The sequence below is a fragment of the uncultured Succinivibrio sp. genome (assembly GCF_902756765.1).
Taxonomy (GTDB): Bacteria; Pseudomonadota; Gammaproteobacteria; order Enterobacterales; family Succinivibrionaceae; genus Succinivibrio.
In genome coordinates this window covers 1-23,203 of sequence record NZ_CACVSS010000028.1, presented here as the reverse complement: position 1 = coordinate 23,203, position 23,203 = coordinate 1, and the positions used below count along the sequence as shown (strand labels likewise).

Below are 23,203 nucleotides of genomic sequence, written 5' to 3'. Positions count from 1 at the left end.
TATGACTTCCTGTAACGAATATTCTTACATAGATGGAAGACGAGATCTGGTTGTAGATTCTTCTTTTCCTGAATTTAAGAACTCTATTAAGGCTGTAGTTTTTGATCTTGATGGTACTTTAACCGACAGTATTACTCAGATTATATCCTGTACCCATAAATCTTTTTCTCTTTTAGGTCTTCCTCTTCCTGATGAAAGGGAAATTATGAGTACCATTGGACTTGAACTTAGTGAAGGTATCAGACAGCTGCTTCCTGAAGAAAAAAAGCCTGAATACAAGAAGATTACCTCCTTTTATAGAGAGGTATACCTACAGTCGCCAGAACTGCAGATAGATACTTTATTTACCGGAGTTGAGTCTCTGATGAAGAAAATCAGACATAAAGGTCTTAAGATTGGTTATGCTTCTGGACGTTCAACAGCCGGTATTAAAAAGACACTGGATGCGACTATTCTCGGAAATTACTGTGATGCTATCTGTGGTGGTTCTGAGATCCCTAAACCAAATCCTGAGATGATGAATCTGATGGCCAAAAGACTTGATGTTCCTTCAGAGAGTATTTTAGGTGTAGGCGATTCATATTTAGATATCAAGATGTTTATTGATGCCAATAATCGTTCTCTTGGTGTGCAGACTGGCGTATGGAGTGGAGATGCGTTATTTTCACTAAAGCCTGATATGATTCTTCCTTGTGTTTCTGACATGGAAAAGTATATAGATCTCATCTGATAAAAAAATACTCACTATACGGCAGTGAGTATTTCTGGTGTTTTGTTTTTTATTTTTCACAGATAATATCGTTCACTGCACCATGTCCAGCTATGAATAGCGGAGACTCGTTAGTGTGTCTGTCTGGAAGTGATAAAATATTTACAGTACACTTATCGGTTACAGACTCAAGTTTCTTTTTATCATAGTAAAGACTGTCAATTACATTGAAATCGAGAATTACTGCTCCGGTTGCAGCAGTATAGTAAAGGTTGCCTCTAAAGTCTTTTGATACAACATCAACAGGAACTCCCTCTAAAACCAGTGGCATCTGCGCAAGTTCTGATGCCAGTGAATTCACTGTCCTGTTATCAGCAATTTTTGAGAGCTGCTTGAAGTTTAAATAGATACCAACATAGCTTGAATTTTTTGCTTTGTCATTAAGGTTGACGGTAACTGATGAAGATCCATCATAGTTTTCTGTGGTGATGACTCCAACGGTAGGCTCTTTGATTGTACCATTCATGGCAGCACTTCCATAAGGATAGACTGCTGCTGTTGCCTGGAATTTCTTTCTTGAACTTAAATCCTTGGCAATGATCTGTTTTAAAGAAATACCATAAACTTCACCTTTACCAAGAATAACCTGATAAACACCGTAATGCTGGGTTTCAAATCTTGCTTCAATTTTATAGGCATTAGCCACACCAATGGAGCAAAAAGCACATACACACATTGTAATGAAAGATTTTATAGTCATGCGGTCACCTTAAAATCAGACAATCCCTTTTTCTAGTGTATACTGTAAACTCAAAAATAATCAGAATTTGTATCAAATTTTCATAAATTTTAGGTAGATATCATGGCGGATTTGGCCTTTAACGAAATAGTTAATTTTGAAAAACTTGTATCCAACGGTGCTGAATACAAAACTACAATTGATCCTTCATATTTACCAAGATTAGCAGAGGCTTGCAGCAGTGTTCTTCAGCCGGTGAAGGTTGAGTTCAGGTTCTATGAGGATCTTCAGGGGCTAAGAACAATTGAAGGTTCCTTTAGCGCAAAGGTTCGCTTTGTATGTCAGAGATGTCAGAAAGAATTCGACAAGGAAATAACTGGACACTTCCAGTCAACCTGTGATGAAGAAAAGGCTAGAAGTCTAAAGCTTGAGGAGAAATTAGATATAGTTGAGCTGAATGAGGATGGATCTTTTAATCTTCTCTCTTTTCTTGAAGACTGTATTCTGCTTGAAATTCCTTATATCACTTCACATGATGAGGATGATCCTGAATGTGTAAGTTCTGAAGACAGCTGGACATTCGGTGAACTTGCTGAAGAGGCTCAGCAGAATCCATTTTCTGCTCTTGCCGAGTTGAAGGATAAATTCAAGAAATAGTTTTTTCTTTATATTAATTAGAGAGTTAGTGGTATTAGAAAGCATAAGATAATGTTATTTAGTTTTTTGCTTGAAAATAATTATTTATCCAAGTATAATACCGCGATTAGTGCCACAGATGGTGGCGAAAGTTAGTTAAAAATCAGAGAAAGCGGGGCATTCAAGTTCTCCGCAAATTAAGTAATTTTTAGGAGACAATAAAAATGGCTGTTCAGCAGAACCATAAGTCCCGTTCACGTCGTGACATGCGTCGTTCACACGATGCTTTATCAGCAATGCGTTTATCAATTGATAAGACTTCAGAGGAAGTTCATATTCGTCACAATATCACCAAGGGTGGTTACTACCGTGGTGAGAAGTTAAACTTAACTCCTGCTAAGGCTTAAGTCATAACTTTTTTGTCGATAAGATTCTTATCAAGTATGAATTAATGGAGAAGGGCACAGGGACAAAGTCTCTATGCCCTTTTTGAATTGTGAATAGCGAAACTAAAATTACTGTAGCCCTCGATGGAACTGGCGGAGACAATGTCGATGCCAAGTCAGTTGCCAGTGCAGTTCGTTTTGCATTGGTTTTATATCCTAATATCAAAATCAAGGTTTACGGATCCCAAAAGCTGAAGGTTGCTCTTGCTTTTGAGAAAGTTGATTCAAGCCGATATGAATTCATTGATGCTCCAGAGTGCATTCCTCAGGATGAAGATCCTAGAGCTGTTCTGGAAGGATATCGTACATCCGCAATGCGTCGTGTTATCGAAGCTGTTAAAGACAAGGAAGCTGATGTTGCCGTGTCAAGTGGCGGTACTGGTCCATTAGTCAGCCTTTCCCGTCATATTCTTGGTACCATAGGCGGTTTAAGACCTGCCTTATGTGCAAAGATCCCTGCTGGTCCCTCAAAATACTCCTTAATGCTGGATCTTGGTGCTAATGCATCAAGCAATGCCAAGGATCTTCATGATTTCGCAATCCTGGGCCAGACTGCTTATCAATGTTTCTACAATGTTTCAAAGCCAAGAGTCTGTGTGCTTAACGTTGGTAGCGAGAGAAACAAGGGCAGTGCCCTGGTTAAGGAAGCTCGTGATCTGATCGAGCAGGATCATTCTCTGAACTGCTACGGATTTGTTGAAGCAGATAAGCTCTTTACAGATGATGCAGATGTAATTGTTACCGACGGATTTACCGGTAATGTTGCTCTTAAGGCCGCAGAAGGTGTGGCCTCAGCCTTCCTGAATGCTCAGGGAATGAAGAAGTTTTTCTCAAAACTTGCTAGACCTGAGTGGCTTCAACCATGGCAGTACAACGGCTCTGTGCTTTTAGGTGTTGATGGTCTTGTAATCAAGAGCCATGCCAGTGCTGGCAAGGAAGCTGTTGCTGTAGCGCTGGTTGAGGCTGCAAAGACTGCTCAGCTGAATCTGGTAGAAACTATTAAAAAACAAGTACAGTAAAATTTTCCTACTACCAGAAATTACACTGAAAATTTTTTTTCTAACGTTTTGCTGTTTTTTTCAGAGTAAAGTAAAAAATACATATTATTTTATGAAAAAGACTTTATTCTTGATAAAATAGCGAAATTGTTTTTGTAGAAATTGGAGAATTCCTTGTTTACTCGAATTCTTGGAACAGGTAGTTATTTACCTGAACAGGTGCGTACCAACGCAGATTTGGAAAAGATGGTTGATACCTCAAATGAGTGGATCATTGAGCGCACCGGTATAAGTGAGAGACGTATTGCAGCTCCAGATGAGACTGCTGCCTCAATGGGAGCGATAGCCGCTAAAAGAGCATTGGAAGCTGCCGGTATTGACGCATGTGAAATTGACATGGTCATCTGTGCAACAACATCTGCTCAGTATGCTTTCCCTTCTGCAGCCTGTGAAATTTCAGGCCTATTAGGTATTAAAGATAGACCTGCATTTGATTTAGCTGCAGCCTGTTCTGGTTTCAGCTATGCCTATTCACTGGCTCATTCTATGATTATTTCCGGTCAGGCTAAAAAAGTTCTGATTGTAGGTTCTGATTTAATGTCAAGAGCTTGTGACCCAACCGACAGAACAACTATTATTCTGTTTGGTGACGGTGCGGCCGCCTGTATCCTAGGTGAGTCTGAGACCGAGGGTACCATTGCTACCCATCTATCTGCCGATTCAAAATTCGGTCCTCTTTTATCATTGCCTTATCCTAAGCGCGGTAATTTTACCGGTGATGATTCATGGCTGTATATGAAAGGCAATGATGTGTTCAAACATGCTGTTACTGTTTTGGCCTCTCTGGTTACAACTACCCTTGAAAAGGGAAATATGACAGCAGATGATCTGGATTTTCTTGTTCCTCATCAGGCTAATTTGAGAATCATTGCAGCTACTGCAAGAAAGCTTAAGCTTGATATGGAGCATGTGATTGTTACTTTAGACAAACAGGGCAATACTTCGGCTCCTTCCGTTGGTCTAGCCCTTGATGAGGGTATTCGTTCCGGCAGGATCAAGAGAGGAGATGTTCTTCTTTTAGAATCATTTGGCGGCGGTTTTACCTGGGGGTCTGCTCTGGTACGTTACTAGTGTAGCGCAAGACCTTTTTGTCTATTTTGTAAGATTCAGTAATTTAGTTTTTTTAAAAGAAGTTTTTCTTAAATTCAGGAGATTCTTTATGAAAAAATTTGCAGCAGTTTTTCCAGGACAGGGCTCTCAGAGCGTTGGAATGTTTGCGGATTTTATGGATAACGAAATTGTTAAGGCAACATATGCTGAAGCTAATGAGGCTTTAGGCTATGATCTTCAGTCTGTAACCTTAAACGGTCCTGATACCGAACTTAACAAGACTGAGGTTACTCAGCCTGCAATTCTGACAGCTTCCGTTGCAGCATTCAGAGTTTTAATGTCCAAGTCTGAAAAACCTGTTGCTCTTGCAGGTCATTCTCTAGGCGAGTACAGCGCACTGGTAGCTGCAGGTGTTATCGACTTTAAGGATGCTGTAAGATTAGTAAGACTTCGCGGTCAGGCAATGCAGGAAGCTGTTCCTGCCGGTGTTGGTGCAATGGCAGCTATTCTTGGTATTGATGACAATACAATTATCGAGACCTGTGCAAAGGTATCAACCGATTCAGAAAAAGTATGGGCTGCAAACTTCAACACTCCAGGTCAGGTTGTTATTTCTGGTAACAAGACTGCTGTTGACAAGGCTTGTGCTGAATTTACCGCTATGGGCGCTAAGAGAGTTGTTCCTCTGGCAGTTTCTGCTCCATCTCACTGTCCTCTTATGCAGCCAGCTGCAGACAGATTGGCTGAAGCTTTAAAGTCAATCAAGATTAATGACGCTTCTATTCCTGTATATGTTAATGCTCTAGCTAAGCCTTTAACTAAGGCGTCTGATCTTGTAGACGCTCTTGTTAAGCAGCTGACTATGCCTGTTCGCTGGGTAGAAACAGTTCAGGCTTTGAAGTCTGACGGTGTGGAAGCTCTTATTGAGTGTGGTCCTAACAAAGTTCTATGTGGTTTGAACCGTCGTATTGATAAGACTCTTGGCAGTGCAAACATCTGCAATGAGCAGACCTTAGAGAAAGCATTAGAAGAATTAGCATAGGAATCATATTATGTTTAATTTAGACTTTTCAGGAAAGATTGTTTTAGTTACTGGTGCTTCACGTGGTATCGGTAAGGGAATTGCCCAGGCTTTTGAGCAGCTTGGTGCTAAAGTTTACGGTACTGCAACCTCAGAAAAAGGTGCTGCCGGTATTACTGAATACTTAAATGGTCACGGCAAGGGATTAGTTATGAATTCTCTTGACAAGCAGACCGTCGAAGACTGTTTTAATTCTGTTGTAGCTGATGCCGGCTCATGCCCTGACATTATTGTAAACAATGCTGGTATCACTCGTGATACTCTGTTTATGAGAATGAAGGATCAGGACTGGGAGGATGTTCTTCAGTGCAATCTGTTTGCATGTGTTCAGATGTGTAAGCTGGCTATTGGTCCAATGATGAAGAAGAGAGCTGGTAGGATCATCAACATCTCCTCAATCGTCGGTCAGGATGGTAATGCTGGTCAGTGTAACTACGCTGCTGCCAAAGCTGGATTAATTGGTTTCAGCAAGTCATTAGCTAAGGAAGTTGGTTCAAGAGGCATTACTGTTAATTGCATTGCTCCTGGTTTTGTTGCTACTGATATGACTGCTGCATTAAACGAGGAGCAGCTAAAGGCATGGACCAATTCTATTCCTTTAAAGAGAGCTGCAACTGTTGAGGATATTGCCGGTGCTGCTGTATTCTTGGCATCAGATTTAGCTGCTTATATAACAGGTTCAACCATTGATGTAAATGGTGGATTGCACTGCAACTAATTGATATTTATGCGAATTTGTGAATTAAATTACTTTTTGTATATTTTATTCTTTTTTTTACTACCAAAAGTCATTTAAAACATATATAATTGCATAAAGTTTTGTTTGGGTCCTAGCATTGGGCTGGGGCGTTTTTTTTAGCAAAGGGACAGCGCTGCCTTCGCAGCCTGGTCAAGGAAAAAAATGAGCAATATTGAAGAGCGCGTAAATAAAGTTATCGTTGACACATTAGGCGTTAAGCCTGAGGATGTTGTACCAGAGGCATCATTCGTTGATGATCTTGGCGCTGACTCACTAGATACCGTAGAGCTAGTAATGGCTTTAGAGGAAGAGTTCGGTACCGAAATCCCTGATGAGGAAGCTGAGAAGATCACTACCGTTCAGGCCGCAATCGATTACATCAACAACAATCAGTAATAGCTGGTCTGTGTTGAATTATAAGGATGAATTTACTTCATCCAATATTTGAACATTTAAAGTGGACTGGAGATGCTAAACATCTCCATTCTTTTTAGAAGATTTTGTATCACCTTTTTTAAGCTTACAAAGTATTCATCTGGTTATCCCAGTTCTTTGAATGTTGATAAAAGGTTATGCAATGAACAGTGTTTATTCATAACCAAAAGAATTCAAGGCGGATAAATCCCGTCTAAAACGTAGGATGTTTATTCTGCGTCGAGTCAATTAACAGGCTTTTAATGCTTGTATTCGGTAATAATTACCGATTTAGTCCACAAATCAATAACGGAGATCCAACGGTGCAATTACGTAGGGTTGTAGTTACCGGAATGGGTATGTTAAGCCCAGTTGGCGGTACTTTAGAAGAATCATGGAAAAATTTATTAGCAGGCAAGAGCGGTATCACTACTGTTGATCATTTTGATACTACAGATTTCTCTGTAAAGATTGCCGGTCTAGTAAAGAACTTTAATGCTGAGCAGTGGGGCATCACAACTAAAGATGCACGTAAGATGGATGAATTCATTCAGTACGGTATTGCTGCAGGCGTTATGGCTTTGAATGATTCTGGTTTAGAGATTACTCCAGCAAATGCTGACAGAATCGGTACCATGATCGGTTCTGGTATTGGTGGTCTTACTCTGATCGAGAAGAACATTACTGGTTTAGTTGCTAAAGGTCCTCGTGGAATCAGCCCATTCTTCGTTCCATCAACAATTATCAACATGGTTTCAGGCCAGCTTTCAATTATGAAAGGTCTTCGTGGTCCTAACCTGTCAATGGTTACCGCTTGTGCTACAGGTACTCACGCTATCGGTTTATCAGCTAGACTGATTGCTTTCGGTGATGCTGATGTTATGGTTTGTGGTGGTGCAGAAAAAGCTTCAACCCCTATGGGTATTGGCGGTTTCGCTTCTATGAAGGCTCTATCTCACCGTAATGATGATCCTGAGCATGCATCTCGTCCTTGGGATAAGGATCGTGATGGCTTCGTTCTAGGTGACGGTGCAGGTGTGCTGATTCTTGAAGAGTATGAGCATGCTAAGGCTCGTGGTGCTAAGATTTATGCTGAGCTTGTTGGTTTCGGTATGTCTGGTGATGCTTATCACATGACAGCAACTCCTTCAACAGGTGAAGGTGCAGCAAGATCAATGATGGGCGCATTAAAGGATGCAGGTGTAAAACCAGAGCAGGTTAACTACATCAATGCTCACGGCACTTCAACCTCTGTAGGTGATTTATCAGAGTTACGTGCTGCTAAGAGTCTGTTTGGTGATGCTCCTAAGAACTGCTGCATGAGTTCAACCAAGTCAATGACTGGTCACTTATTAGGTGCAGCTGGTGCAATCGAAGCAGTTATCACTGTTATGTCAATTAAGGATCAGATTTGTCCTCCAACCATCAATCTTGTTAATCCAGAAGATGAAGTTGGTGATTTCAATCTTGTTCCTGGTACAGCTCAGAAACATGATATTGAGTACGCTATGTCAAACAACTTTGGCTTCGGCGGTACCAATGGTTCTCTTCTATTCAAGAGAATGGACTAATTTTTCATGATATTATCCCGCCTCTAATTTGGCGGGATAATTCTAGAAAACCAAAATTTCTTTTAACTTTCCTTCAATATCTTTTCTTTCGATTATTCCATAATATCTGCTGTCAAAAGAATCTTCTTTTGAACTTGCAACAATAAATTCATCTTGTTTTAATGTTTTATATAACTCTGTGTGAATAAGATTTCTTCCCTCCTTATCTTGAGGTAAAGGTCTGGTATTTTTAACGAGTTTCCCATTTATATAAATGCCGTTATTATTGATTTTGACTTTATCAGGATATGATGCAATAACGTGCTTTCCAATAGGGGATAGACCTTTTCTGCATTTTCCTGCGGAGATGTATTTTCGATCTTTTGCTATTTCTGCGTATTTATTATTTAGACAAAAAAGAATAATGCTGTCGTTTTTGATTTCATTCTCGTTTTTTGAAAGTCTGTAGATTCCCTGGGGAATAGAAGGAGTGATGTTAAACCAGATATCTAGGTAATAGCTAGTAGCTGAAAGAAATAAAAATAATAATGTTAAGAGCAGAGTTTTCATATAATCCTTAGTTAAAAAAAAGCCGTTATTATTTTAACGGCCTTTTTAATGGGGCTGAAAATAAGTACCCCATTTTTTGTGAAAACCCTGTATAACTATGTGATTTTAATCGTTATTAGAAAGTGAATCGATTGCTTCCTGAGTTTCCTGTTTCTGCTTGATTGCCTTTTCTCCTATAAGCTTTATCAGTTCAATATAGATAAGGTCAATAATAAAGAAAACTGACAGACGAGAGTCTGCATAGCCCTGCGCAAGATCGTAATCATGTACCGCGTGCAGCACAGTAATATCGGTGAAGGAATACAGTGGTGATGTAGTTTCTGCTGTAATTGCACAAATCATAGCTCCTTTTTTGGAACATAAGGCTGCAGATTTAACTAGCTCATGTGTTTGACCTGAGTTTGATATGTAGATTGCTACATCCTGATTTGTAATCATTGTTGAATGGGTCATAATTTCATGTGAATCAGTATAGCATCTGGCATCAATACCGATACGGGCTATTTTTCTGGCAGCATCTCTGGCAAGATAACCAGAACTTCCTATTCCAAAGAAAAAGACGTGTCTGGCTCCGACAATTTCGCGAGTTAGTTTGGTAACTGATTCAAAACCGATTTCTACTGCAGTCTGAGATAACAGAGTCTGATTTAACTGCAAAAGCTTCTGTGCTGTAGTTTCGCAGCTTTCTTTCAGGTTGATGGCTGTTCTTTTTCCATGATTGTCGTTATCTTGTGCTCCTAGATCCTGGGCAAGGGCAATTTTAAAATCTTTTAGAGTTTCAAATCCGAATTTTCGGGCAAAACGTGTAACTGTTGCATGTGAAATATCACAGTCAGCAGAGATCTCTGAAATAGATGAAGAACATGCCTTCAGACCATTGGCCAAAAAGTAATGAATAAGTTTATTGTCTGATTTTGACGCTTTGATCTGTGGATTGCTTAGTCGTCTTAGAATGCTCATTAGTTGGATATCCTTAATGCTGTTATATTTTTTTATTTATTTTTATATGGTGAAAATTATTTTACGCTTTTTGTTTTCAAATGTTCGTGTCTGAACAAACAAAACTAAAAAAAAGATATTTATTTTCATTTAATTTAGTTGATTTTTAATGGATTTTTATGTTTTTACTTAAATCAGCAAGTATTAATTTAGTTTCATATTAAAATTATTTTGTTTTTTTGTTAAAAAGTTTTTTTAGGTAAGTATTTATGAACCGATTTATAATGGTGCAAAAATATACAAAACTAGACTATTATTATTCTTTTTGCTACATTTTAGAACAAATTTAGAAACGCTATTTTTATCAGAGGTCAAAATGACTACAAGAGTTGGAATTTACGGATACGGCAATTTAGGTCGTGGAATTGAAAGTGCTTTAAAGTATGCAGATGATCTAGAGCTGGTTGCAGTTTTCACCAGAAGAGAGCCTTCTTCTCTGTCTTTATCTACAGCTGGTGTTCCTGTAGTAAGCGTAAATGATGTTGAATCTTATAAAGACAAGATTGATGTAATGATCCTATGTGGCGGTTCTGCTACTGATCTCCCTGTACAGACTCCAAAGTTAGCAAAGCTATTTAATGTAATCGACAGTTTTGATACTCACGCTAAGATCCCTGAACATTTTGCAAATGTTGACAGTGCAGCTAAGTCAGGCAGTCATATTGCTTTAATTTCAGCAGGCTGGGATCCTGGTATGTTCTCATTAAACCGCTTATATGCAAATGCAGTTCTGCCTAACGGTAAAGATTATACTTTCTGGGGTAGAGGCGTAAGCCAGGGCCATTCAGACGCAATTCGTAGAATCGAAGGTGTTGCTGATGCAAGACAGTATACCTGTCCAATCGAATCAGCTCTTGAGTCAGTTAGAAGTGGAGCTAATCCAGAATTAACCACACGTCAGAAACACACCAGACTTTGCTATGTTGTTCTGAAGGAAGGTGCTGATGCTGCTAAGGTTGAGAATGAAATTAAGACAATGCCTAACTACTTCTCTGACTATGACACTACTGTTAACTTCATTTCTCAGGAAGAGTTAGATAAGAACCACCGTGGTCTGCCACATGGTGGCTTTGTTTTAAGATCAGGCAAGACCGGATTCAATCTTGAAAATAACCACGTGATTGAGTATAGCTTAAAGCTTGATTCTAATCCTGAGTTTACAGGAAGCGTTATTGTTGCATACGCAAGAGCTATTGCTCGTCTTCACAGTGAAGGTGTTAACGGTTGCAAGACTGTATTTGATATTGCTCCTGCATATCTGTCTCCTCTGTCCGGTGAGCAGTTAAGAGCAACTATGCTCTAATCTATCGAAAAAAAGTAGTTTTTAGTTTTGGGTCCCGTTCTTGCGGGACTCTTTCTTTTGAGCCCAATCAAATTCCTTTAAGTGTTTAAACTGTTTTTGTGTTACAAAACTGATTGTTATTGATTTTGAAGACGATGAAAGGAAAATAATAGGAATGGCGGAGAAAAGGGGATTTGAACCCCTGAACCGTCGAAAAGACGATTGTCGCATTTCGAGTGCGATGCATTCAACCACTCTGCCATTTCTCCGTAAGCACAATTATATGCAAATACCTTACAAAATCAAATAGTAAGATAAAAAGTCACTTATTTTCGTTTTAATTTTCTGATCTCGGCTTTCTTTTCCTTGCTTATATAGTTGGATTCGGTAATTTTTTGAATAGCTTTGTTGAAGGTCAGATCATCAAGAGTAATCGCATTTATCTTATCTAGAATATGAGGTCCATTTTTTGTGTAAAGAGTTGCAATTAGCCAGGCGACTCCCATATGTACGTAGTATTCTTTCGTATTTATCCTATCAAGAAAAGAGATGATTTCATCTTCGTATTTCTGATTACAGAAGTACATCAGAGACATTACACATGCAAATCTCAGTGTGAAAGGGGCGCTCTTAGTCTTAAAACATTTTCTAACAAAAGAAAAATACAGCTCCTGATTCTCCTTTGCACTTTTAAGTTCAGAACAGAAGCCGTCGCATATGGCCCAACCGTCAATGCTTTTTAGAAATTCCTTAATATATATCAGACGTTGTTTTTCATCAATCTTAGATCTTGCTATAAAGATTGCTTTACAGAGCTTTTCCTCAAGGTAAGGTTCCTTGGGCATGGGAGTAAGCAGTAATTCGTCCTGTGAGCAGTTTTTAAGGTAGTAAAGGGCAAGCTTTCTAACTTTAGGTATTCTTACTCCGAGAACTTTATTATCGGGACTTAATTTCTGAGAGAACTCCTGGTAGGAGTCCTCTTTGATTTTTAATAAATCCGAAATTAAATCCGTCCACGCAAATATTTTCATAGTCTTTACGATACTCTTATTTTATTCACGAATAGGCATTCTGGTAAATCTTCATTCTTGGCTAATTAACAAAATATGTTTTATGAATTAGTCATTCTATAAAAATAGTTTCGTTTTTACATAAGTATCTTTTAACAAGTAAAATTTGTTTATTTATTAGACAATTACATTTAAATGCAAATTTAAATAATGCACGATAATTTTCGTTTGTAAATAAAATTGCTATCTAGCACGCAAATATAAGGCAAAGTTATGCAAATTTTAGTAAAATAATATGATAATAATCAATAATAATGTAACCGTTTGCGAATTTTTACGAGGAAACAAATGAGCGTCACCTTAAAAGACCTAGCTAAAGCATCTGGCGTTTCGATAGGTACTGTTTCACGCGCACTCAATGACAAGAATGAAGTAAGCGCAAAAACATCAGAGAGAATCCGCCAGCTGGCTCAGGAATTGGGGTATATTCCAAATCGAGCAGGTCGAGCTTTATCTTCTCAGAAAAGCATTAACTACGTTGGTATCGTAATTCCAAGTATTAACTCACCTTTTTTTGATGATATCAAAAAAGGCATTGAGATGGCTTTAAAGGAGTTCAAAGATCTTGGAATTGATGTAATTATCAAAGAGCAGGAAGGCTGGAATGTTGACACCCAGATCAGAGCATTAGAGGAACTGGAGAATTCAGGTTGTAAGGCTTTTGTTCTGTGCTCAGTTGACTCTGAGGAAATCAGAGCCAAGATAGCTGAATTATCTGATAAGGGGTATCCTGTAGTCCTTTTGAATAATGATCTTCCTGGCACCAAGAGATTATGCTTTGTAGGCCCTGATTATCTCAAGTCAGGTAAGGTTGCCGCTGCAATGGTTGATAAGTGTCACCCAGGTATTCCTCTGAAGATCCTTGTAGTTGTCGGTTACAAGTCTCACCTTGGTCATAAGACCAGACTGGATGGTTTTATTTCTGAACTAAAGTCCAGAAGACAGGATTATGAAATTGTTGATGTAATCGAGGGTAATGATCAGGATATTATTACCCAGCAGGTTACTATGAAGGCGTTTATGAAGCATCCTGAGGTTAATGTTGTGTACATGGCAACAGGCTCGGGCGTTTCTGGTTTAGGTGCCGCAATTATCGCTGATTCTCAGCACAAACGTTTTATTCTTGCCTGTGATGAGATTTACACAACCAAGGAACTGGTTAAGAACGATATTATTGATTTTGTTATCTGCCAGTCTCCTGTTGTACAGGGCTATCAGGTTATTAAGAAACTGCATGATTACCTTAACAAGATAGGAAATCTTCCAGAGGACTATATCGTGGATACAGTTATAAAGGTTAAAAGTCATTTCGATTAACAATCATTGAATTTGTTTTAGATCCTGCATTTTTTTAATGTGGGATTTTTTTTTGCCTATTTACCATATATCAGCTTTTGCTTTCTGTCTGTCTTTCCTTATCTAAAGGAAATCTAGAATGGTAAAAGCAGAAGCTGATATTTTGCGTGGTAAAAGACTGTATATTAGATATAAGCAGTCGTATAAATATGATTTATGGCGCAGGTAAAAAAAAAGACCTAAACATCATATGTTTAGGCCATAAATTAAAGAACTACGTATTTTGAGAGTTTACTTTTACTTAAAGTTATTTCTTTTTAATCTGTCCATAGTAAGCATTGGCACCGTGCTTACGTAGGTAATGCTTATCAAGCAGATCCTGCTGCATTGGCTGAAGATCTGGTCTCAGAGTTAATGAGTGGTAGGCCATGAAAGCAACTTCTTCAAGAACAACTGCATTGTATACTGCATTTGCAGGTGACTTACCCCATACAAATGGTCCATGTGAGTAAACAACACAAGCTGGAACATCCTTCATATTGATGTTGCGCTTCTTAAAGGTTTCAACAATCACTTTACCTGTTTCAAGCTCATATTCGCTTTCGATTTCCTGCTTGGTCATTTTTCTGGTACATGGAATCGCGCCATAGAAATAGTCAGCTCCAGTTGTACCTAATGCAGGGATATCCATTCCTGCCTGTGCAAATGAAGTTGCATTACGGGAATGAGTGTGAACTACACCCTGAATATCAGGGCATGCACGATATAATTCCAGGTGAGTCGGAGTATCTGTAGATGGATTTAAGTCACCTTCAACTGTTTCACCAGTCTTAAGATCAACTACAACCATATCCTCAACCTTCATGGTTTCATAATCAACTCCTGATGGTTTGATTACTACTAATCCTGACTTTCTGTCGATACCTGAAACGTTTCCCCAGGTGAAAGTTACCAGGCCATGCTTAGGTAAATCTAAGTTAGCTTCAAATACGGCCTTTTTTAAATCTTCTAACATTTTTTACTCCGAGTTTTAATTTGTCTTGATGTTGTGATTTTTTTATGAATTATTACTTTGTTCTTTTGTATAAACGTATTGTACGCTAATTTTTATTTAAGAAAAGTAGTAAAAGTATGATCTATGCAAAATATTTTAGATTTTAATATTTAATATGTTATAAAACAATGAGTTAATTTTATTTGCAAACGATTACAAAGTAATCTAAAAATGGTCAAAAACAAAACCGTTTTCTTTTAACGTTGCAGGAGAAATCCTCTGATTTGTCAATAGAAGTTCGCCTCTTTTATCGAGCTTTAAAGCGAATTTTGGGACAGGAACTGTGAGGTGTTTTGAGGAAGAGGAAAGCTTTAAAAGCTCATTAGCCGTAAGATAGTGATCTGAGCATAGATTGATATTACCTTGAATCCTTTTTTCGATGATTAGTTTTATTGCTTTTGCGCAATCACTTATTTTAAGGTAGGGTATATAGTTGCTCCCTCCTATTAAATGCAGAGTAGGGAGATATTTCAGATTTTCAACCAGCCCTCCTCCATCTCCTACGACAACACCTATTCTTAGGATACTTATTGCAGCCTGGAATTCATTCTTCAGCTCATTGGCTTTTTTTTCGATATTTTTGCAGATATCCGCATAAACTGTATTGGCAAGTTCACCTTTCTCATCTTGCTCACAATTATCTATGTAGATCCCCGTAGCACTAGCCTGAAGAAAATGAGCTGGAAAGTTTTCTGCATATTTCTCTGCTAATAGATCTATGGTATCAAGTCTTGATTTTAGGATTTCATTAAGTCTTTTCTGACTTAATCTTTTTTGCGCAATTGATTCTCCTGCAAGGTTTACTATTACGTCAACATCAGGAAAATCATCTGAAGCCTGAAGAATTGAAATATCGTTACTAAAGCCTAGATTATTTGTAATTTGTTTCTTGTGGGTATATACGAAGATAGTGTCATTCTGTTTTCTAAGCAGGGTTACAAGTTCTCTTCCAATGAAGCCAGATCCCCCTGTTATCAGAATTCTCATGATTGTTTCTCCTCGTATGCTGTTTCTAATCTGAATTATAGTTAGCTAGATATGTAAAACAAAAGCAGCCGAAGCTGCTTTTGTCAATTAATAAAGGTAATTCAGGAAACTGAATTAGTCTTTAACCTGAGTTGCCTGAATTGCGGTAACTGCAACGGTGTAGATGATGTCATCAACTAAAGCACCACGAGACAGATCGTTAACAGGTCTCTTCATACCCTGTAACATAGGTCCGATAGAAACCAGCTTAGCAGAACGCTGAACAGCCTTGTATACAGTGTTACCGGTTGACAGGTTAGGGAAGATGAATACTGTAGCCTTACCAGCAACTGGTGAACCAGGTGCCTTCTGTGCTGCAACATCAGGCATTACTGCTGCGTCGTACTGTAGAGGACCGTCAACAGCGATATCAGGGCGTTTTTCACGAACAAGAGCTGTAGCCTCTTTCATCATGTCTACATCTGCACCTTTTCCGGAGTTGATTGTTGAATAGGTAATCATTGCAACTCTTGGATCAATACCGAATGCCTTAGCTGTATCAGCTGACTGAATAGCAATCTCTGAAATTTCTTCAGCAGTTGGGTTGATGTTTAGAGCACAGTCGCCGTATACATAAACCTGCTCATCCATCAGCATGAAGAAGATTGCAGAAACAAGCTTAGCACCAGGAGCAGTCTTTAGAACCTGGAGAGCTGGACGGATGGTGTTTGCTGTAGTGTGAACTGCACCAGATACCAGACCGTCTAATTCTTTGCTGTCAATCATCATGGTTGCTAGGAATACGTTGTCCTTTAGCATCTCTAGAGCCTGCTCTGGGGTAACACCCTTAGCCTTACGTAGCTCAACCAGTCTGTCAACATATTTCTCGCGGACAGAATCTGGATCAACGAACTCAACGTTATCTCCAAGAGTTACGCCCTGTGCCTTAGCAACTTCTAAGATCTTGTCCTTCTTACCGAATAGTACTGGAACAGCAATGTTCTGCTCTGCAACCTTAGCTGCAGCACATACGGTACGTGGCTCATCACCCTCTGGAAGAGCGATCTTCTTGTGAGCTGCTCTTGCAAGAGCAGTCAGTTTGCTGCGGAATGCCGCAGGGCTCATTAGAGGAGTTGCTTTTTCTTCAAGATTCTTGATTAAATTGATTGCCTTAGAATCAAAGTCTTTTGAAGCACCGTCTTCGATTAACTTCTTCTGCTCTTCGTCATCTCTCAACTGAGCAGGGAACTCTGCTAAAGCCTGAGCTACTGACCATAGAGGCTTCTCGGTGGTGATTACGGTTGCACCGTCAACAGAACCGGTAACTCCGTCTGTTAGAATAACTGTTTTAGCTTCGGTCTTTGATGGAAGAGTGTCGGTTACAAGAACGGTTCTCTCTTTTGCACTTTCATTTGATAGAGAAACCTTATATGCACGTACATTCTCGTCGCCAGAAGCGATCTTAGCATCGATAAACTGAGCAATGTCCTTAGCTCTAGGAGCGTAGTAAGCTACGTCGAACTTAACAGTAGCAATAAAATCTGATAGAACTTCGTCTTCCTTCTTAGCTGCACATGCTGCACCGCACTTGTCACAGCCAGATAGAACCAGCTTCTTGTTGCCCTTTGCATCTCTTGGGGCATTGTCATTCAGAAGAATGGTTCCTAAATGCTGATTCTTGCCTGCGTTGCCGAAGTAAAGAAGAGTTGAGTCAATTGCGCTCTTTGCGCATTTGCATTTGCCGGATACTACAGAAATAATATTTGCATCAAAAGCGTGGCAGATTTCTGCGTTAATCTCGTTAACGTTGAAAGGAGCGTCGGTTACACCTTCAATAACAATTACATCATATTTGTTTGCATCGTTTAGTGCATTATAGTTTGCTACGATTGCCTCGATAACCTCTGACTTGTTTCCTTCAGAAAGCTTCTTAGCAGCACAGCACTTGTTTAAAGAGGTGGTTGAACACTCTTTTCCGCAGCAGCTGTAGAAAGGGGTGAAAAGAGCAGCCTTAACACCGTTATCGTTTAAAGCTTTTACTAAACCTAAAGATGCAGTAAAAATACCAGTAGTTTTACCTGCTGGCACTAGCATAACATTACGTGACACTTGTAACTCCATACTTGCCAAAATTGAAATTATTTCTTACACAGGGATATGATCCAAGCATATTAACCACAAAATTATAACATACGGGATAAATGCATATTTGCAATAAAATTATCAGATCAATTTTTTGTATAGTAGATTGCGTTTTTACGGCAACTATTTATAGAATTGTCAGAAAAGAAAATTATTTTAAGGATAGCCGGTGAATATTGTAAGTAAAATCAAAATTGGAATTCAGTATATGAACGACTGGCCTCTAGAGCCTTTGTTAAATCCTGTTTTCCCTGAATGCCGTGTTAAAAAAGCTGTGATTGCAGGACGAAAAATATTACCACCTTTTATTGTTTTTATTCTTTTCTGGGCCGTATATCAGGGTGGCGGTTTTAAAGGAATACCTCTGCTTTTTGCTATATCCTCAAATTTCCCTGTAACTCTTGTCTGTGTTATTTTTCTTATGCTCATGCCTCTTCAGGGATATCTGTGGTTCTATAAACGAGCTGTAACCAAACTTAATGATAGACAGAAGGATTTCTATCTTCTTGTCTGTACTAAGCTTGAAAAACAGCCTGTTTTAAATCCAACCATGATGGATCTTGAAAAGGCCATCAATGCCTGTATTAAAACTCTTGGAGCCGATTTACTGAAAAAACTGTAAATTGCGAATTTCTGAAAATTTATCTCTGTAATCGTTTGCAAATATGTAAAAATATTTACATTAAAGCCTCTTTTATATCAAAAAAAATATATTTATTCTCTTGTAAATCAGATAATTAGCTTTAAACTTAAATTAAGTGTAAGAAAATAGAATATTTCCGTAAAGGTTTACGTGTTATTTTTGATACAAGTCAAACTTTTTTGAATAAAACGCAAAAAATGTAAAACTGTGTCACGTTTTCTTTAATCTCGAATTCGTTTTGATTGTGCTCTGTCATACAATCTGATAACAGAAAAGGGTTAGTTTTCGCAACAATTCTTTTTTATATAAACAAACATTTCAATCAGGAGTTCTTATGAAATTAGTAAAAGCTGTTCTTGCTGCATCAATTGGTGCAATCATTGCTTCATCATCTGTTCAGGCTAAGCAGTTAACCATCGGTTTCTCTCAGATCGGTGCTGAGTCAGAGTGGCGTACTGCTAACACCAACGACGTTAAGGAGGCTGCAAAGGCTCACAACGTAAATCTGAAGTTCTCAGATGCTCAGCAGAAGCAGGAAAACCAGATTAAGGCAATCCGTACCTTCATTGCTCAGAAGGTTGACTTAATCGGTCTAGTACCTATCGTAGCAACCGGCTGGGACAACATTCTTCGTGAAGCAAAGAGAGCAAAGATTCCTGTTCTAATTGTTGACCGTGACCTGACTGTTTCAGATCCATCTTTATATGTTGCTAAGATTGGTACTGATTCATATGCAGAAGGTCAGAAGGTTTACAAGTGGATCGACGATTACGTAAAGGCAAACAATGTTAAGCCACGTAACGGCGGTGACAAGTTAAACATCGTTATTCTTGAAGGTACCGTTGGTGCATCTGCAACCACCGGCCGTGGCAATGGCTTCAACGACGCTATGAAGGCTGATCCTGATGGTGCTAAGAAGTTCAATATCCTAGCTTCACAGACCGGTGACTTCACCCGTCAGAAGGGCCAGGAAGTTATGGAGTCATTCCTAAAGTCAAATCGTAATGATATCGACATCCTGTTCGCAATGAACGACGATATGGCATTAGGTGCTGTTCAGGCTATTGAAGCTGCTGGTCTAAAGCCATCAAAGGATATCATCATCGTTTCAGTTGACGGTGTAAAGGGTATCTTCCAGGCTATGATCGACGGCAAGACCAATGCAACTGTTGAGTGTAACCCACTACAGGGTGAGTTATTCTTCCAGACCGCTGAAAAAGTTCTAAAAGGAGAGTCAGTACCTAAGAGTGTATTCGTTGAGGAAGGCGTTTACACTGCAGACAAGGCTGCTGAAGTATTCCCATCACGTAAATACTAATCTATTTACAACACTTAAAAATAGGGTGCAGAGATGCACCCTAATTTGAATTTAACCCCCAATCATCAATCATCAAGAAGAACACCTGCATTAGGAGGGCTGTATGGCCTTAGAAGACAACGAATATATATTGCAGATGAAACACATAGACATGTTCTTCCCTGGAGTTAAGGCCTTAAAGGACGTTTCATTCAATCTTAAAAAAGGCGAAATCATTTCTCTAATGGGTGAGAACGGTGCTGGTAAATCAACATTAGTTAAAGTATTAACAGGTGTTTATCACAAGACTAATGGCGAAATCACTTTCGACGGTAAGGTAATCGAACCTACTACACCTCTGGCAAGTCAACAGATGGGTATCTCAACCGTTTACCAGGAAGTTAATCTTTGTGCTAATTTGTCAGTTGCTGAAAATATTTATATTGGACGTGAACCTCGCGGAGCATTTGGCCGTATTGACTGGGCTACAATGCAGAAGAATGCATCTGACCTGTTATTCCGCGAACTTGGCATCGATATCGATGTAACCAAAGAACTTAATTTCTATCCGGTTGCAATGCAGCAGATGATCGCAATTGCACGTGCAATCGATACACAGTGTAAGGTTCTGATTCTTGACGAACCAACCTCTTCACTGTCAGACAAGGAAACCGAGAGATTGTTTAAGATTATGAGAAATCTTAAGTCTCAGGGTATTTCCATCATCTTTATTTCTCACTTCCTGGAGCAGATTTATACAATCTGCGACCGCATCACCGTACTTCGTGATGGAACATATATCGGCGAGTATGACATCAAGTCTTTACCAAGAATTGAACTTATCTCCAAGATGATGGGTAAGGAAGTTAAAGAAGGCGAAATCGAGTCCAACGTTGATAAGTCTGTCCCTCGTGAGAATGTATTCCTGGAGACTGAGCACGTAACCGTACCTGGTAAGGTAAAAGATCTTTCTATGGATATCAAGTCAGGAGAGGTTGTCGGCTTTGCTGGTCTGCTAGGTTCAGGAAGATCTGAGATCGCTGAAACTCTGTTCGGAACACTTCTGAAATCAAGCGGTAACATCTATATTGATGGAACAGCTGTTTCAGTTAAGACTCCAATGGATATGATGAAGAATCGTATCGCATTCTGTCCTGAGGATCGTAAGGTTCAAGGCATTATTGGTGATCTGTCAGTAAGAGAGAACATCATTCTTGCTCTACAGGCTAAGAACGGCATGTTCAAGCATATGTCAAGACATCGCCAGAACAAGCTTGCTGATTACTATATTAATCTGCTGAGAATTAAGGTTTCAGACCGTGAACAGCTTATAAAGAACCTTTCTGGTGGTAACCAGCAGAAGGTAATTATTGCAAGATGGCTTGCAACTGAACCTAATCTTCTGATCTTAGACGAACCAACCCGTGGTATTGACGTTGGTACAAAGTCTGAAATCGAAGCTTTGGCTGTATCCTTAGCCAAGGAAAAGGGAATGGCTGTTGTTTTCATCTCAGGTGAGATGGGCGAGATGGTCCGTACCTGTTCAAGAGTCATGGTAATTCGTGATCATGAGAAGATTACAGAATTGAATGACGATGAAATTTCAACTGCACACATTATGCAAGCTATAGCCGGAGACTACCATGGAAAGTCTTGTTAAAAAATTTACCCAAAGCTCACTTGCTTTGCCTCTGGTTGCTTTAGCAGTGCTGCTTTTATTCAACGCTTTTTTCGTAGATGACTTCTTCAAGATTGAAGTTATGGAAAATGGCAATCTGTACGGTCGTCCTATTGATATTCTGTACCGTGCCTCTTCACTGATCATCCTTGCTTTAGGTATGACCTTTGTTATTGCAACAGGCGGTATCGATATTTCCGTTGGTGCTGTTGTAGCAATTTCATCCGCAACCTGCTGCGTGATGTTAGGTGGCGATATTTCAGGTATTCCTGAGCACCCATTCTTTGTTGCAATTCTTGCCTCTCTTTGTGTGGGCATTGTTGCAGGTATCTGGAATGGTACCCTGGTTGCCAAGCTGAAGATTCAGGCAATGGTTGCCACCCTGATTCTGATGACAGCTGGTCGTGGTATTGCTCAGCTGATGACTGACGGTCAGATCATTACTGTTTACTACAAACCATTTGCGTACATTGGTGGTAACATTCCTGGTGTTATGCTTCCAACAGCAATGATTATTGCTCTTGCAATGGTTCTTCTGGTTCTTTTCATCAACAAGAGAACTTCAATCGGTCTAATGATTCAGTCCGTTGGTATCAATGCAAATGCAGCTCGCTATGCAGGTATTAAGGTTACTGCAGTTCTATTTGCTGTATACATCTTCTCTGGTTTCTGTGCCGGTACTGCTGGTCTAATCGAAGGCTCTCTGATTAGAGCTGCCGATGCCAATAATGCCGGTCTGAACATGGAGATGGACGCAATTCTTGCAGTTACTCTTGGTGGTACTCTGATGGTTGGTGGCAGATACTATATCGGCGGAACCATTATTGGTGCTATTACCATTCAGACTTTAACCACAACCATGTACGCTATCGGTGTTTCATCAGATAGACTTCCTGCAGTTAAGGCAATTGTTATTCTGCTGATTATCGTATTCCAGTCAGAGAAGTTTAAGGAAATGTATCGCAACTACAAATTAAAGCGCCTTGATGCTCAGTTAGGTTCTAAGAAGGAGGTTACAAATGCGTAGCAGGTTTTTATCAAACTTAGTTGCATCTCAGAACTTCCCATTCTATGTTACCGGTGCGCTATTCATAATTTTATTCGGATTCGGCTCTGTCCTGTTCGACGGTTTCTTCAGCCTACAGGTTTTCCTGAATCTGTTTATTGACAATGCTCCTCTGATCATTGTTACTGTGGGTATTACCTTCACAATTCTGTCTGGATTTGGTGGTATTGACCTGTCTGTAGGTGCTGTAGTTTCTCTGTCCTGTATGACTTTAGCTGTGCTGATGAGAGATACTACAATCAGTCCATATGTATGTATGGCTATTGTTCTTGCCATCGGTTTCACTGTCGGTCTGGTTAACGGTCTACTGATCACTTACTTTAGATTACAGCCTTTCATTGTTACTCTAGGTACAATGTTCCTATGCCGTGGTCTTACTGCAATTCTGTCACGTGACTCTGTGCCAATTGACAACCCACAGTACTCAGATTTAGCATTCTTCTCATTTGAGTTCGGTGATTACTTCCTGTCTTTAGGTGCTGTAATTGCATTATTCATGGTTGTCTTAGCAACTCTCATCCTTCGTTACACCTCATTCGGTAGAGGTGTATATGCTATCGGTGGTAATGAGCAGTCAGCCAAACTGATGGGCTTGAAGACCGATTCAATTCGTGTACGTGTTTACATCATTTCAGGTTTCTGTGCCGCCTTAGGTGGTATCTGCTACTCCTGGATCATGCTGTCAGGTTACACTCTTCATGGTCTTGGTATGGAAATG

The 23,203-nt window shown here is 39.4% G+C and carries 23 protein-coding genes and 1 tRNA gene; 16 read left to right on the top strand and 8 right to left on the bottom strand.

Annotated features, from left to right (window positions below):
* Position 1 precedes the first annotated feature (1 nt).
* Positions 2 to 730, top strand: a complete 729-nt coding sequence (locus QZU45_RS05770; protein ID WP_295352744.1) for an HAD family hydrolase — start codon at positions 2 to 4, stop codon at positions 728 to 730.
* A 49-nt stretch (positions 731 to 779) separates the two neighbouring features.
* Here QZU45_RS05770 and QZU45_RS05765 read toward each other — a convergent pair whose 3' ends face one another.
* A complete protein-coding gene (locus QZU45_RS05765) occupies positions 780 to 1,469 on the bottom strand; it encodes a hypothetical protein (RefSeq protein WP_295352741.1) in 690 nt (229 codons plus the stop codon).
* Between the two features lie 102 nt (positions 1,470 to 1,571).
* Here QZU45_RS05765 and QZU45_RS05760 point away from each other — a divergent pair, with 102 nt between their 5' ends.
* The 8 genes from QZU45_RS05760 (at position 1,572) to fabF (ending at position 8,443) form a co-directional block, all read left to right on the top strand.
* Positions 1,572 to 2,105: a YceD family protein gene (locus QZU45_RS05760; RefSeq protein WP_295352738.1), complete on the top strand. Its 534-nt coding sequence runs from the start codon at positions 1,572 to 1,574 to the stop codon at positions 2,103 to 2,105.
* Between the two features lie 203 nt (positions 2,106 to 2,308).
* Positions 2,309 to 2,491, top strand: a complete 183-nt coding sequence (rpmF, locus tag QZU45_RS05755) for a 50S ribosomal protein L32 (protein ID WP_074840515.1) — start codon at positions 2,309 to 2,311, stop codon at positions 2,489 to 2,491.
* 89 nt (positions 2,492 to 2,580) lie between these two features.
* Positions 2,581 to 3,549, top strand: coding sequence for a phosphate acyltransferase (locus QZU45_RS05750; RefSeq protein WP_164954262.1), 969 nt, complete (start codon positions 2,581 to 2,583; stop codon positions 3,547 to 3,549).
* A 153-nt stretch (positions 3,550 to 3,702) separates the two neighbouring features.
* Complete coding sequence (locus QZU45_RS05745; RefSeq protein ID WP_074840511.1) at positions 3,703 to 4,659, top strand: beta-ketoacyl-ACP synthase III; 957 nt, start codon at positions 3,703 to 3,705, stop codon at positions 4,657 to 4,659.
* An 88-nt stretch (positions 4,660 to 4,747) separates the two neighbouring features.
* Entirely contained in the window at positions 4,748 to 5,680 is a 933-nt protein-coding gene (fabD, locus tag QZU45_RS05740) for an ACP S-malonyltransferase (RefSeq protein ID WP_295352734.1), read from the top strand.
* Positions 5,681 to 5,690: 10 nt separating this feature from the next.
* On the top strand, positions 5,691 to 6,437 hold the full coding sequence (gene fabG / locus QZU45_RS05735) for a 3-oxoacyl-[acyl-carrier-protein] reductase (protein WP_295352731.1): 747 nt from the start codon (positions 5,691 to 5,693) through the stop codon (positions 6,435 to 6,437).
* 183 nt (positions 6,438 to 6,620) lie between these two features.
* Complete coding sequence (gene acpP / locus QZU45_RS05730) at positions 6,621 to 6,854, top strand: acyl carrier protein (RefSeq protein WP_031491245.1); 234 nt, start codon at positions 6,621 to 6,623, stop codon at positions 6,852 to 6,854.
* Positions 6,855 to 7,195: 341 nt separating this feature from the next.
* On the top strand, positions 7,196 to 8,443 hold the full coding sequence (gene fabF, locus QZU45_RS05725; RefSeq protein WP_295352727.1) for a beta-ketoacyl-ACP synthase II: 1,248 nt from the start codon (positions 7,196 to 7,198) through the stop codon (positions 8,441 to 8,443).
* Between the two features lie 42 nt (positions 8,444 to 8,485).
* Here the strand turns inward: fabF and traF are convergent, their stop codons facing one another.
* Together traF and QZU45_RS05715 are read right to left on the bottom strand one after the other, a co-directional pair.
* Positions 8,486 to 8,992: a conjugative transfer signal peptidase TraF gene (gene traF / locus QZU45_RS05720; protein WP_294998097.1), complete on the bottom strand. Its 507-nt coding sequence runs from the start codon at positions 8,990 to 8,992 to the stop codon at positions 8,486 to 8,488.
* A 105-nt stretch (positions 8,993 to 9,097) separates the two neighbouring features.
* Positions 9,098 to 9,952 (bottom strand): MurR/RpiR family transcriptional regulator, encoded by an 855-nt coding sequence (locus QZU45_RS05715; protein ID WP_074840501.1) that lies wholly within the window; start codon positions 9,950 to 9,952, stop codon positions 9,098 to 9,100.
* A gap of 355 nt (positions 9,953 to 10,307) precedes the next feature.
* Between QZU45_RS05715 and QZU45_RS05710 the strand changes: the two genes are divergently transcribed.
* Positions 10,308 to 11,294 carry a diaminopimelate dehydrogenase gene (locus QZU45_RS05710; protein ID WP_295352722.1) on the top strand — a complete coding sequence of 329 codons (987 nt, stop codon included), beginning with the start codon at positions 10,308 to 10,310 and terminating at the stop codon, positions 11,292 to 11,294.
* Between the two features lie 155 nt (positions 11,295 to 11,449).
* Here the strand turns inward: QZU45_RS05710 and QZU45_RS05705 are convergent.
* Both QZU45_RS05705 and QZU45_RS05700 read right to left on the bottom strand, forming a co-directional pair.
* A tRNA-Ser gene (locus QZU45_RS05705) sits at positions 11,450 to 11,542 on the bottom strand.
* Positions 11,543 to 11,599: 57 nt separating this feature from the next.
* Positions 11,600 to 12,304 carry a DNA alkylation repair protein gene (locus tag QZU45_RS05700; protein WP_295352719.1) on the bottom strand — a complete coding sequence of 235 codons (705 nt, stop codon included), beginning with the start codon at positions 12,302 to 12,304 and terminating at the stop codon, positions 11,600 to 11,602.
* 327 nt (positions 12,305 to 12,631) lie between these two features.
* Here QZU45_RS05700 and QZU45_RS05695 point away from each other — a divergent pair, with 327 nt between their 5' ends.
* Complete coding sequence (locus tag QZU45_RS05695) at positions 12,632 to 13,660, top strand: substrate-binding domain-containing protein (protein ID WP_295352716.1); 1,029 nt, start codon at positions 12,632 to 12,634, stop codon at positions 13,658 to 13,660.
* Between the two features lie 286 nt (positions 13,661 to 13,946).
* On the opposite strand, the gene araD is transcribed toward QZU45_RS05695, so the two are convergent.
* The 3 genes from araD to pta all read right to left on the bottom strand — a co-directional run bounded on the left by araD (position 13,947) and on the right by pta (position 17,768).
* Positions 13,947 to 14,654 carry an L-ribulose-5-phosphate 4-epimerase gene (araD, locus tag QZU45_RS05690; protein ID WP_295352713.1) on the bottom strand — a complete coding sequence of 236 codons (708 nt, stop codon included), beginning with the start codon at positions 14,652 to 14,654 and terminating at the stop codon, positions 13,947 to 13,949.
* A 204-nt stretch (positions 14,655 to 14,858) separates the two neighbouring features.
* Positions 14,859 to 15,680: an NAD-dependent epimerase/dehydratase family protein gene (locus tag QZU45_RS05685; RefSeq protein WP_295352711.1), complete on the bottom strand. Its 822-nt coding sequence runs from the start codon at positions 15,678 to 15,680 to the stop codon at positions 14,859 to 14,861.
* 114 nt (positions 15,681 to 15,794) lie between these two features.
* Positions 15,795 to 17,768, bottom strand: coding sequence for a phosphate acetyltransferase (pta, locus tag QZU45_RS05680; RefSeq protein WP_295352708.1), 1,974 nt, complete (start codon positions 17,766 to 17,768; stop codon positions 15,795 to 15,797).
* A 202-nt stretch (positions 17,769 to 17,970) separates the two neighbouring features.
* On the opposite strand from pta, the gene QZU45_RS05675 reads away from it, so the two are divergent.
* From QZU45_RS05675 to QZU45_RS05655, 5 genes are all read left to right on the top strand, one after another.
* Positions 17,971 to 18,423, top strand: a complete 453-nt coding sequence (locus QZU45_RS05675; protein WP_295352707.1) for a DUF412 family protein — start codon at positions 17,971 to 17,973, stop codon at positions 18,421 to 18,423.
* Positions 18,424 to 18,778: 355 nt separating this feature from the next.
* A complete protein-coding gene (locus QZU45_RS05670) occupies positions 18,779 to 19,762 on the top strand; it encodes an ABC transporter substrate-binding protein (protein ID WP_074840485.1) in 984 nt (327 codons plus the stop codon).
* Positions 19,763 to 19,865: 103 nt separating this feature from the next.
* On the top strand, positions 19,866 to 21,401 hold the full coding sequence (locus QZU45_RS05665; RefSeq protein WP_295352703.1) for a sugar ABC transporter ATP-binding protein: 1,536 nt from the start codon (positions 19,866 to 19,868) through the stop codon (positions 21,399 to 21,401).
* Positions 21,385 to 22,446, top strand: a complete 1,062-nt coding sequence (locus tag QZU45_RS05660; protein WP_074840481.1) for an ABC transporter permease — start codon at positions 21,385 to 21,387, stop codon at positions 22,444 to 22,446. The genes QZU45_RS05665 and QZU45_RS05660 overlap by 17 nt, the downstream gene beginning before the upstream one ends.
* Positions 22,439 to 23,203, top strand: a 765-nt coding sequence (locus QZU45_RS05655; RefSeq protein WP_295352699.1) for a sugar ABC transporter permease YjfF, incomplete at its 3' end; no start/stop codon positions are given. The genes QZU45_RS05660 and QZU45_RS05655, both read left to right, overlap by 8 nt.